The sequence below is a fragment of the Pseudomonas sp. QC2 genome (assembly GCF_002859085.1).
GTDB lineage: Bacteria > Pseudomonadota > Gammaproteobacteria > Pseudomonadales > Pseudomonadaceae > Aquipseudomonas > Aquipseudomonas petroselini.
The window spans coordinates 203,727-215,983 of the sequence record NZ_PKKS01000025.1 but is presented as its reverse complement, the minus strand read 5'-3'; the positions used below and the strand labels follow the sequence as shown (position 1 = coordinate 215,983).

Annotated in this window: 11 protein-coding genes; all 11 read left to right on the top strand. The window is 59.0% G+C overall.

Annotation, left to right across the window (positions count from 1 at the left end):
- The first annotated feature begins 13 nt into the window (after positions 1–13).
- The 11 genes from QCBJ_RS27555 to fliE all read left to right on the top strand — a co-directional run bounded on the left by QCBJ_RS27555 (position 14) and on the right by fliE (position 12,255).
- A complete protein-coding gene (locus tag QCBJ_RS27555) occupies positions 14–1,615 on the top strand; it encodes a flagellar hook-associated protein 3 (RefSeq protein ID WP_102061993.1) in 1,602 nt (533 codons plus the stop codon).
- Between the two features lie 276 nt (positions 1,616–1,891).
- Positions 1,892–2,821 (top strand): ketoacyl-ACP synthase III, encoded by a 930-nt coding sequence (locus tag QCBJ_RS27550; RefSeq protein ID WP_102061992.1) that lies wholly within the window; start codon positions 1,892–1,894, stop codon positions 2,819–2,821.
- 265 nt (positions 2,822–3,086) lie between these two features.
- Positions 3,087–4,505, top strand: a complete 1,419-nt coding sequence (locus QCBJ_RS27545) for a flagellin (protein WP_102061991.1) — start codon at positions 3,087–3,089, stop codon at positions 4,503–4,505.
- A gap of 74 nt (positions 4,506–4,579) precedes the next feature.
- Entirely contained in the window at positions 4,580–4,930 is a 351-nt protein-coding gene (locus QCBJ_RS27540) for a flagellar protein FlaG (protein WP_102061990.1), read from the top strand.
- 80 nt (positions 4,931–5,010) lie between these two features.
- Entirely contained in the window at positions 5,011–6,414 is a 1,404-nt protein-coding gene (gene fliD / locus QCBJ_RS27535) for a flagellar filament capping protein FliD (RefSeq protein WP_102061989.1), read from the top strand.
- A 140-nt stretch (positions 6,415–6,554) separates the two neighbouring features.
- Positions 6,555–6,959: a flagellar export chaperone FliS gene (gene fliS, locus QCBJ_RS27530; protein WP_102061988.1), complete on the top strand. Its 405-nt coding sequence runs from the start codon at positions 6,555–6,557 to the stop codon at positions 6,957–6,959.
- A 26-nt stretch (positions 6,960–6,985) separates the two neighbouring features.
- A complete protein-coding gene (locus QCBJ_RS27525) occupies positions 6,986–7,282 on the top strand; it encodes a flagellar assembly protein FliT (RefSeq protein ID WP_015885198.1) in 297 nt (98 codons plus the stop codon).
- Positions 7,283–7,453: 171 nt separating this feature from the next.
- Entirely contained in the window at positions 7,454–8,929 is a 1,476-nt protein-coding gene (locus QCBJ_RS27520) for a sigma-54 dependent transcriptional regulator (RefSeq protein WP_015885197.1), read from the top strand.
- A gap of 269 nt (positions 8,930–9,198) precedes the next feature.
- Positions 9,199–10,410, top strand: a complete 1,212-nt coding sequence (locus tag QCBJ_RS27510; RefSeq protein ID WP_046036084.1) for a PAS domain-containing sensor histidine kinase — start codon at positions 9,199–9,201, stop codon at positions 10,408–10,410.
- Positions 10,411–10,417: 7 nt separating this feature from the next.
- Positions 10,418–11,794, top strand: a complete 1,377-nt coding sequence (locus QCBJ_RS27505; protein ID WP_015885195.1) for a sigma-54 dependent transcriptional regulator — start codon at positions 10,418–10,420, stop codon at positions 11,792–11,794.
- Between the two features lie 131 nt (positions 11,795–11,925).
- Positions 11,926–12,255, top strand: coding sequence for a flagellar hook-basal body complex protein FliE (gene fliE, locus QCBJ_RS27500; protein ID WP_015885194.1), 330 nt, complete (start codon positions 11,926–11,928; stop codon positions 12,253–12,255).
- The last annotated feature ends 2 nt before the right edge of the window (positions 12,256–12,257 follow it).

The window sequence follows — 12,257 nt, the reverse complement described above, 5'->3', positions numbered from 1 at the left end:
GGAGTCTGGGACGATGCGCATTTCTACACAGCAGTATTTCGAAACCAGTTCCAGCAAGTATTCGGACAATTATTCGGGCGTGGTGAAGGCTCAGGAGCAGGCCAGTTCCGGCGTGCGTGTGCAGACGGCCGCGGATGATCCGGTGGCGGCGGCACGGTTGTTGATGCTGCAACAGCAGAAAGACATGGTGGCCCAATCCAGTAACAATATCACCAGCCTGAAAAATTCCCTGACCAACGAAGAAAGTGTGCTGGACGCTATCAGCGACGCCATGCAGCGTGCTACACAGTTGGCCCTGCGTGCCGGTGGTTCGATCAGCGACGCCGATCGACGCTCGATTGCCAGCGAGGTCGGTGCGATTGAAGATCAGGTCTTGGGCCTGCTCAACAGCAAGGATTCTTCCGGCAATTATCTGTTCTCCGGGTCCAAGACCCAGACCCCGCCGTATGCCCGTAACAACGATGGCACCTACAGCTATCAGGGGGATGAAACCCCATTGAGCCTGCAGATTTCCAATACCCTGAGTGTCAGCGCGGGTGATACGGGCAAGACCATTCTGGAAGGCGCGGCCAATGCTGGGCGCACCCAGGCCACGTGGCTGGCGCCGAACCCTCAGACGGTGCCGCCTACGGTCAACGACAACAAGGTTGCACTGTCGGCTGGCCTGGTGACTTCCAGCAGTGACTACTCGAACAAGTTCGCCGACGGTGAGCCCTACAAGCTGACCTTCACCAGCAGCACGCAGTACGCCGTGTTGGATAAGAATGGTAACGACGTCACGTCCGAGATTCCCGGCAACGGCACGTTTGACGCCACCAAGGAGGGCAGCGCCAGCGTTGCACTGCGCGGCGTGAAATTTGATATCTCCCTGAACCTTGGGGATGTGACGCCGGGCGCCAACTCCGATGCGCTGGTCAAGGATCGTTCGTTCAGCCTGGCAGCCAAGCCGGACACGTTCAGTGTCTCGCGCACACCCAGCAACCCATCGAGCGTGCAACTCACGGGCGCCCGCGTGTCCAGCCAGGCGGCCTATACCAGCACCTTCCCGAGCAACAGCGGTGCGATCATCAAGTTCACCAGCACGACTGCCTATGAGGTATACGCGCAGCCTTACTCGAGTGCCAGCAAGGCGATCGCCACGGGTGATACCGGCGGTGGAGCCACTGTAACGGCGGCTGGGGTGACGTTCGACATCAGTGGTGGGCTGCCGCAAGCGGGTGATCAATTTTCTGTCGGTGCCAACACCCAGAAGACCCAGAATGCCTTGGATACCCTTGGCCAGTTGCGCAGGGCCCTGGAAATCCCGGCCGACGGCAACCCGGCGGCGACGGTCAAGCTCAAGGATGTCCTGGATACTTCCATCGCCAATCTGGCCAACTCAACGTCCCAGATCCTCAACGTGCGTGGCTCCATCGGGGCGCGGGAGAATGCGTTGGATATCCAGGCCGATGAAAACTCGAGTATTAGCATCGCCACTACCAGCACCATGAGCGACCTGGCCAACATCGATATGGGCGAGGCGGCGATCAACTTGTCGCTGCAGCAGACCATGCTCCAGGCCTCGCAATTGGCCTTCGTGAAAATCTCGCAGTTGAGCCTGTTCAACAAGATGTAAGCGGCATTACGTCAAGCGGCCCGCTCTGGAAACAGGGCGGGCCGTTGTCGTTTATGGGGTTTAATTGTTTGAAGGTTTTGCACAAAGCACACAAAATTGAGTGACCTGTGAGTCATAAAGCGCATCTTCACTGTATCGTGTGAAAAGGATAAGTCGTCACAGGGTCCTTGCGAGGCGGCTTTCAGCGAGATTTTTATGGGGTTATCCCCTTTATTGTCAGCACTCCGGGCCCAGGCCCTGGGGTGTTCTCCAGCTATTTAGTATTGGGAAGCCACAATGATTGGCATAAAAAGCATCGCCAGTTACGTGCCGGCAGACGGGATCGATAACTACGCCCAGGGTGCCAAATTCGCCAAGGATGAAGAGTTCATCATTGGCAAGATCGGTTCGGCGTTCCTGCCGCGCAAGGAAGCTGCGCAGGAAACCTCCGATCTGTGTGTCGAGGCGGTCAACGCTTTGTTTGCCAACAACCCCACGCTGTCGCGCGAGTCGATTGATGCGCTGATCGTCGTTACCCAGAACGGTGATGAAGAGGGCCTGCCGCACACGGCCGCCATCGTCCAGGACAAGCTCGGCCTGCCGACCCACGTTGCGGCCTTTGATATTTCCCTGGGCTGCTCCGGCTATGTCTACGGCATCTATGCGATGAAGGGCTTCATGGAAGCCGCCGGCCTGAAAAACGGCCTGCTGGTCACCGCCGACCCGTATTCGAAGATCGTCGACCCGGAAGACCGCAACACCACCATGCTCTTCGGCGATGCCGCCACCGCCACCTGGATGGGCGAAGACGCGCCGTGGTTGCTCGGCAAGTCCAAGTTCGGCACCGACGGTTCCGGCGCACCGCACCTGAAGGTCAGCGACGGTGTGTTCTTCATGAACGGTCGCCAGGTCTTCAACTTCGCCTTGCTCAAGGTGCCGGCACACTTGCACGAGCTGCTCAACGAGTCGGACCTCAAGGCTGATGACATTGATGCGTTCTGCATTCACCAGGGTAGTGCGGCGATTGTCGACGCCGTGGCCCGCCGTTTCGAAGACGCGCCCGTAGAGAAGTTCATCAAGGACATGGTCGAGACCGGCAACACCGTGTCGTCGAGCATTCCGTTGCTGCTGGAAAAGCACGTGATGGACGCCACCTGGAAGCGCGTGGCCATCAGCGGTTTTGGTGTGGGTCTGTCGTGGGGTTCGGCAATTCTCTATCGCCCATGACGTTTTAGTGGGTAGCACAACAAAACGCCGATGATCGAAAGATCATCGGCGTTTTTTATTTGGCGCCAAAAAAACCAATGAAATCGAGGTTTTTCGCTTACGTAAGCCCTTGAATTGCAAGGGGTGGCACGGCGCCATTAAAAAAATCAAAAAAAATCCTCAAGCAACCGGCTACCACGACGATAACTATTACGTAGGTTCTCAGGCCACACCCGGCGGTTGCCAGGGCCGGAAGCCGCAGTATCCATCCAACGAGGATTTCGTCATGGCTTTAACAGTAAACACCAACATTGCTTCGATCACTACTCAGGGCAACCTGAACAAAGCCGGCGGCGCCCTGGCCACCTCCATGCAGCGTCTGTCTTCCGGCCTGCGTATCAACAGCGCAAAAGACGGCGCAGCCGATCTGGGTATCGCCACCCGTATGACCAGCCAGATTAACGGCCTGGGTCAAGCAATCAAGAACGCCAACGATGGTATCTCCATCGCGCAGACCGCTGAAGGCGCAATGCAGGCTTCGACCGACATTCTGCAAAAAATGCGTACCCTGGCTCTGTCTTCGGCTACTGGCTCCCTGAGCACCGACGACCGTAAGTCGAACAACGACGAATACCAGGCTCTGACTTCGGAACTGACCCGTATCTCGCAAACCACTACTTTCGGTGGCCAGAAGCTGCTGGACGGTTCGTACGGTACCAAGTCCATTCAGGTTGGCGCCAACGCTAACGAAACCATCGGCCTGAGCCTGGAGAACGTTGCAGCCAACAACATTGGTTCGCAGCAAATCAACAGCCTGGGTATCGCCCCAAGCACCACTGGTGTAGCTGGCGGCGCAATCGCCGTTACTGGTAACGGCCAGACTTCCAGCATCACCTTGGCTGCTGGTGCATCGGCTAAAACCATCGCTGCTCAACTGAGCGGCGCCGTCGGTGGCCTGAGCGCTACCGCCAGCACCGAAGCTCAGTTCGTAGTCGGCGCGGGTGCTGCGACTGCTCCAGCTTCGTTCACCATGACCGTTGGCGGCCAAGCCACCACGTTCGTTGGCGTGAAGGATACCGCCAGCCTGGCTGACCAACTGAAGTCGAACTCTGCCAAACTGGGTATCAGCGTTAACTACGACGAATCCAAAGGCACCCTGTCGGTTAAATCCGATACCGGTGAAAACCTGGCATTCAGCGCTTCGACCGCTGCGGGCACCATCACCGTCGCCACCAAAGATGGCGCCGGCGCTTTCGGCACAGGCGTTGCCCTGGCTGACGGCTTGATCGCCACTGGTGCGGTGAACATGAACTCCTCCAAGGGTTACTCCCTGGAAGGCGCTGGTGTAACCAACGTCTTCGGTGCAGCCACTTCGGCAGCTTCGGCCAAGACCTCCGTATCGCAGACCGACGTAACTGACGCCACCAAGGCTCAGAACGCTGTTTCCGTGATCGACCAGGCCATCGCTACCATCTCCAGCTCCCGTTCGGGCCTGGGTGCTGTACAGAACCGTCTGACCAGCACTGTAGACAACCTGTCCAACATTCAGAAAAACAGCACCGCTGCCCGTAGTACTCTTCAGGACGTCGACTTCGCATCCGAAGCCGCTGAACTGACCAAGCAGCAAACCCTGCAGTCGGCTTCCACCGCGATCCTGTCGCAGGCTAACCAACTGCCATCCGCTGTACTGAAGCTGCTTCAGTAATAACGGCACGTGGTGATTGACGGAAGGGCGCGTTTACGTGCCCTTTCGTCTTTTCCAATCAGAGGAGATTGGGCATGGACATGAATGTAAAATTGAACTTGTCTTATCCGCCGCTCGCCCCTCAAGGCGCCGTGGCACCTGTGGTTGCAGACAAAGACAAGAGTAAGGTTGAAGCGACCGCGCCAACCGCAGGCACGTCCGACAAGGGCAGCCTGGAAAAAGCGGTCACCGATATTAAAGAATTCGTACAAGCGGCCCAGCGTAATCTGGATTTTTCGATTGATGATTCCACTCACAGGGTTGTGGTTAAAGTCATTGCCACCGACACCGGTGAAGTGATTCGCCAGATCCCTTCGGAAACAGCCCTGAAGCTGGCGCAGAGTTTGTCCAGTGCCAGTCACGTGTTGTTTGACGACAAGGCGTGAGCTGGCATGAAACTTGTTGCTGTCGCCGTTTGAAGCGATATTCGCCAAGATAACGGCAGCCACCGACTAGGAGAAAGATGATGGCGGGTACAACGATTACAGGCGTGGGGTCGGGCTTCGACACCCAGGCCATTGTGAAGTCCCTGGTGGATGCCGAGCGAGCGCCGAAACAAGCGCAGATCAACCTGCAGTCGCAGAAGGCAACGACCCAGCTGTCGTCTATCGGCAAGATCCAGGCAGCTCTGGACGCCTTCCGTGGTGCGTTGACCAGCATGGGCACCGATAGCAGCTTCAGTGGCTTGACCGGTACGTCTTCGGACGAAAAGGTGGCCACCATGACTGCGAACCAGGGTGCGTCCAACGGCAGCTTTTCGCTGATCGTCAACCAGCTGGCGCAGCCGTCAAAGTTGTCGACCGCCAGCTTCGCCGGTGGCCAGTCCACTGTCGTCAACAGTACTGACAAGGCCACCACGCTGACCATCACTCAGTCGGGCAAGAAGTTCGACCTGAGTGTGCCGGCCGGCGCCACCTTGCAGCAGGTGCGCGACTCGGTCAACTCGACGTTCGGCACCTCGGGCCTGAGTGCCAACATCCTCACCGACTCCAATGGTTCGCGTCTGATTCTGACGTCCACCAATGGGGGTGTGGGTTCGGACTTGACCCTCTCGGGCGACTCCGGGATCGATACCGGCTACAAAGTGGTCGATGTGCCTAAGAACGCCAAGTACGTGATCGATGGCGTTGCGGCGGAATCCAAGACCAACAGCATCTCTGATGCGGTGAGCGGTGTGAGCATCAAGCTGCTCAGCCTTTCGGCTTTGACTACGCCCTCGGATACGACGTCCACGGCGCGAAACGCCATGACCATTTCCGTCAGCACCAGCACCACTGCGCTTAAATCCGGGGTCAAAGGCTTTGTCGACACCTACAACGCGTTGCTCAAGGCGATGAATGCCGAGACCAAGGTGACCAAGGATGCTGCGGGTAACTCCATTGCTGCGACGCTGACCGGCGATGCGACCATGCGCACGCTGCAGTCGGCGATTCGCAACGAGTTCAACGCGCTGTCCGGCAATGGCACCTTGAAGTCGCTGGCGCAATTCGGTGTGACGACTGACCAGGACACCGGCGCACTGAGCATTGATGACAAGCGGTGGGACAAGGCGGTGGTGACCAATGCTGCCGACATCACCAGTATTTTCAGCGGCAAAACCGGTCTGCTGGCGCGTATGACGGCGGCCACCGATGCCTATGCCAAGCCCGCCACCGGGATCCTGGCCACGCGCACTGCGTCGTTGTCCGAAAGCCTGAAAACCTTGATCAAGGATCAGACCAGCCTGGATGATCGTATTACGACAATGCAGGATTCCCTTACCCGCAAATACACCGCGATGGACACGCTGGTCGCGCAATTGCGTCAGCAAAGCAGCAGTATTCTCGGCACGCTCAGTGCGCTGAGTAAATCGCAAACCAGCGATAGCTGATTGATCGCGCATGAAAAAGCCCAGGTCCATTGACCTGGGCTTTGTGTTTCAGAAGATCGCCGGGTTAAAGTTTTTTGCGATCCGGTCGACATAATGGTTACTGCAACCCTTCTAGCTGTTGCCTGTCACGAGGTAGAAACATGAATCCCATGAGAGCCCTTCGCCAATACCAGAAGGTCAATTCCCACGCTCAAATCTCCGAAGCCAGCCCGCATCGCCTGGTGCAACTGCTGATGGAAGGCGGGCTTGACCGTATGGCGCAAGCCAAGGGCGCGCTGGCGCGTGGCGATATCGCGGCGAAGGGCCTGATGCTGGGCAAGGCCACCGATATCCTGATCGGGCTGCGTGATGGCCTGAGCGCGGAAAAGAGCGACAACAAGGATTACGTTCAGCAGCTGGACGGTCTGTACGTCTACATGACCAACCGTTTGATGGAAGCCAATCTGCACAACGATGTCGACATGATCGACGAAGTCGCCCGTTTGCTGATTACCGTGAAAGAAGGCTGGGATGCCATCGGCACGCCACAAGGTGCTGCACAATAAGGCCAAGCGGCCTTGAGGAACACATCATGAGCCAAGCACTGCAACGCATTGATGAAACCCGTGAGGCGCTGATGGGCGCGCTGGCGGACCGCAACTGGGACGCCATCGGCGAACTGGACCTGGGCTGCCGTCACGTGATCGACGAAGTACTCAGCGAAGCACCGGTAGATGAGGATGCGTTGCGGGAGAAGCTTGAAAGCTTGCTGGCGGTATACCAGCAACTGCTTGAGGTGACGACTGGCGAGCGCCAGGCGATTTTCGAAGAGATGTCGCAGATCAACCAAGCGAAAAACGCGTCAAAGGTTTACCATCTGTTCGGCTGAACAGTCGCAGTTAATCCTACCGGTGCGTCATAAATTTGACCGTGCCAGCTTTTTTGACTTAACTAGTGCTGTTTTCAGATTTCAGACGTCTAGTAAGGTAAGAAGTCTTACAGGCGCCTCGATTGCCCTCAATCTCGGGGCAGGAAGTTTTACTAGGGAAGTTGCTATTGCATGTGGCGTGAAACCAAAATTCTGCTGATCGATGACGATAGCGTCCGCCGCCGCGACTTGGCGGTGATTTTAAATTTTCTGGGTGAAGAAAATTTGCCCTGCGGCAGCCATGATTGGCAGCAGGTGGTCAGCTCATTGTCGTCGAGCCGTGAAGTCATATGCGTGCTGATCGGGACGGTAAACGCTCCTGGCGCTGTTTTGGGCTTGTTAAAGACACTGTCTACCTGGGATGAGTTCCTTCCCGTGTTGCTAATGGGCGATATTTCTTCTGTCGAGCTGCCGGAAGACCAGCGCCGCCGCGTGCTTTCCACCCTGGAAATGCCCCCCAGCTACAGCAAATTGCTCGACTCCCTGCACCGCGCCCAGGTCTATCGCGAGATGTACGACCAGGCCCGCGAGCGCGGTCGTCATCGCGAACCCAACCTGTTCCGCAGCCTGGTCGGCACCAGCCGCGCCATCCAGCACGTACGCCAGATGATGCAGCAAGTGGCCGACACCGACGCCAGCGTGCTGATCCTCGGCGAGTCCGGCACGGGCAAGGAAGTGGTCGCACGCAACCTGCACTATCACTCCAAGCGCCGCGACGGGCCTTTTGTGCCGGTCAACTGCGGGGCGATCCCGGCAGAGCTGCTCGAAAGCGAATTGTTCGGCCATGAGAAGGGCGCCTTTACCGGGGCGATCACCAGCCGTGCCGGGCGTTTCGAGCTGGCCAACGGCGGCACCTTGTTCCTTGACGAAATCGGCGACATGCCACTGCCGATGCAAGTCAAACTGCTGCGCGTGTTGCAGGAGCGCACCTTCGAACGCGTGGGCAGCAACAAGACCCAGAGCGTCGATGTACGCATCATCGCGGCGACCCACAAGAACCTCGAAAGCATGATCGAGGTCGGCAGCTTCCGCGAAGACCTGTACTACCGCCTCAACGTATTCCCTATCGAGATGGCCCCGTTGCGTGAGCGCGTGGAAGACATCCCGCTGCTGATGAACGAACTGATCTCGCGCATGGAACACGAAAAGCGCGGCTCGATCCGTTTCAACTCCGCCGCGATCATGTCCCTGTGCCGTCACGGCTGGCCAGGTAACGTGCGCGAGCTGGCGAACCTGGTGGAGCGCATGGCGATCATGCACCCCTACGGTGTGATCGGCGTGGTCGAGTTGCCGAAGAAATTCCGCTACGTCGACGACGAAGACGAGCAACTGGTCGACAGCCTGCGCAGCGACATGGAAGAGCGGGTGGCGATCAACGGTCATACCCCGGATTTCGGCTCCACTGCCATGCTGCCGCCCGAAGGCCTGGACCTGAAGGACTACCTCGGCAACCTGGAACAAGGCCTGATCCAACAGGCCCTGGACGACGCCAACGGCATCGTCGCCCGCGCCGCCGAGCGCCTGCGTATCCGTCGAACCACGCTGGTGGAAAAGATGCGCAAGTACGGTATGAGCCGCAAAGAAGGTGATGAACAGGCGGATGATTGACGCCTGTTTTTCAAGCCGCTGATTTTGGGTGTCCGGCCTCGCCAATACTGTTCCGTTTTTGACGGCGTCTGTTGCCGTCATACTGCGTTGCAGCTCCTCCCCATAGCCAGCTATGAGTCGTCGCTGCGCCTTGTCTGACGGCAACAGCCACTCGTCAAAACGAAACTGTATTGGCGAGGCCGGGCACCTTGGTTTTTTTTCGGCACAAGTATTGCTACAGCCCTCGCAACGTTCCGTTTAACTGACGGTCAGCCAAGCGAGAGAGCATGATGCCCCACGCCGCCCAACTATCTACGGCCCCTGCCATCCAGGGGCTGGTCCCGCCTGTAGAGCCGCCGACCCGGCAGGGTCTTGAACAGGCGTTCTCGCAGTTCAACCAGATGTCGAGCCAACTGACCGATTCCTACAGCCTGCTCGAAGCCCGGGTTTCCGAGCTCAAGGGCGAGTTGGCGGTGGTCAGTGCCCAGCGCATGGAAGAGCTGGCCGAGAAAGAGCGCTTGGCCAACCGTCTGCAAAACCTGCTGTCGCTGTTGCCCGGTGGCGTGATCGTCATCGACGAAGAAGGCCGCGTACGCGAAGCCAACCCGGCCGCCTGCGACATGCTCGGGCTGCCGCTCGAAGGTGAGCTGTGGCGCCACGTCATCACCCGCTGCTTTGCGCCGCGTGAAGACGACGGCCACGAAATCTCCCTCAAGGACGGGCGCCGCCTGTCCATCGCCACGCGTTCCCTGGACGCGGAGCCGGGCCAATTGGTGCTGCTCAACGACCTGACCGAAACCCGGCACCTGCAAGACCAACTGGCGCGCCACGAGCGGTTGTCGTCGTTGGGACGCATGGTCGCTTCTCTGGCGCATCAGATCCGCACACCGCTGTCGGCCGCGTTGATCTACGCCAGTCATTTGACTGATGAACAATTGCCCGTCGCCACCCACCAACGTTTTGCCGGTCGCCTCAAGGAGCGCCTGCATGAGTTGGAGCACCAAGTGCGCGACATGCTGGTGTTTGCCCGCGGCGAATTGCCGCTGACCGACCGCATCACGCCGGCCGAGTTGATGCAGGCCCTGCAAGCGGCGGCCGCTACCCATATCCAGGACGTGCACGTGCGTTGGCAGTGCGACAGCCACCTCGGCGAGCTGCTGTGCAACCGCGACACGCTGGTCGGTTCGCTGCTCAACCTCATCGAGAACGCCACCCAGGCCAGCGGCCCCGGCGCGCGGCTCAAGGTGCACCTGTACAACCGCGAGCAAAACCTGCGCCTGTGCATCAGCGACAGCGGCAGCGGTATCGAGCCCGCCGTGCTGCAGCGTTTGGGCGAACCTTTTTTCACCACCAAGACCAACGGTACCGGCCTCGGCCTGACCGTGGTCAAGGCCGTGGCACGTGCGCATCAGGGAGAATTGCAGCTGCATTCCCGGGTTGGGCGTGGCACTTGTGCATTGATGACCTTGCCGCTGTTTTCATGCGCGGCAAGCGCGGAGTAAAAAGGTTATGGCTATCAAGGTTCTATTGGTGGAAGACGATCGCGCCCTGCGTGAAGCATTGGCTGACACGCTGCTGTTGGCGGGCCACGATTACCGGGCGGTCGGTTCTGCCGAGGACGCCTTGGAGGCGGTGGAGCAGGAGTCCTTCAGCCTGGTGGTCAGCGATGTAAACATGCCCGGCATGGACGGCCATCAACTGCTCAGCCTGCTGCGCGCGCGTCAACCGCAGCTGCCGGTGTTGCTGATGACCGCCCACGGCGCTGTCGAGCGCGCGGTGGATGCAATGCGTCAGGGCGCGGCGGATTACCTGGTCAAGCCATTCGAACCTAAAGCGTTGATTGAGCTGGTCGCACGGCATGCCTTGGGCGTGATCCCGGCCAGTGACGGCGAAGGTCCGATTGCCTTCGAACCCGCCAGTGCACAATTGCTGGAACTGGCGGCCCGCGTGGCGCGCAGTGATTCCACCGTGTTGATTTCCGGCGAGTCCGGCACCGGCAAGGAAGTGCTGGCGCGTTACATCCATCAGCAGTCGACCCGCGCCAAGCAGCCGTTTATCGCCATCAACTGCGCGGCGATCCCCGACAACATGCTCGAAGCCACGCTGTTCGGCCACGAAAAAGGCTCGTTCACCGGCGCCATCGCGGCCCAGGCGGGCAAGTTTGAACAGGCGGACGGTGGCACCATTCTGCTCGATGAAATCTCGGAAATGCCCCTGGGCCTGCAAGCCAAGTTGCTGCGGGTGCTGCAGGAGCGTGAAGTGGAGCGCGTCGGCGCGCGCAAGCCGATCCAGTTGGATATCCGCGTGGTTGCCACCACCAACCGCGACCTGGCGGGTGAAGTGGCGGCAGGGCGCTTCCGTGAGGATTTGTTCTACCGCCTGTCGGTGTTCCCGCTGGCCTGGCGCCCGTTGCGCGAGCGCCCGGCGGATATCATTCCGCTGGCCGAGCGCCTGCTGAACAACCACGTCAAAAAAATGAAGCATGCCCAGGCACGCCTGTCGGCTGAGGCCCAGGCTTGCCTGATCAGTTATCCGTGGCCGGGCAACGTGCGGGAGTTGGACAACGCCATCCAGCGCGCGCTGATCCTGCAACAGGGCGGCCTGATCCAGCCCCAGGATTTCTGCCTGGCCATGGGCAGCGGCGCCGCGCCGCTGCCCACCCTGGCGCCCGCGCCAATCGTCGCGGAAACCGAAACCGCGGGTGCACTGGGTGACGACCTGCGTCGGCGCGAATTCCAGATGATCATCGACACCCTGCGATCCGAGCGCGGTCGCCGCAAAGAGGCCGCCGAGCGCCTGGGCATCAGCCCAAGGACTTTGCGCTACAAGCTGGCACAGATGCGCGACGCCGGAATGGATGTGGAGGCGTATCTTTTCGCCACATAACTGGTAACAAGGTCGACAACCTTTGTCGCCTTTTCTTACGAGTTGATCCAGAGCTGGCACCCTTGTTGCTACTTCCCTAGTAATTGCGGCGTAGCGTCAAAAAACATGCGGGTTGTCGGAGAGAGAAGTTCATGAGCCAGGGTATTGAGTTCAATCGGTTGATGTTGGATATGCGCTCCATGCAAATGGATGCCATGGCTCAACCGAAATCTGTCGCGCCAGCGCCGGAATTGGGCCAAAGCAGCTTCGCCGACATGCTCGGCCAGGCCATCAACAAAGTCAGTGACACCCAGCAAGCCTCCAGCCAGTTGGCCAATGCCTTCGAGATCGGCAAAAGCGGCGTGGACCTTACCGATGTGATGGTTGCCTCGCAAAAGGCCAGTGTTTCGTTCCAGGCGTTGACCCAGGTGCGTAACAAGCTGGTTCAGGCCTATCAAGACATCATGCAGATGCCGGTTTAAGG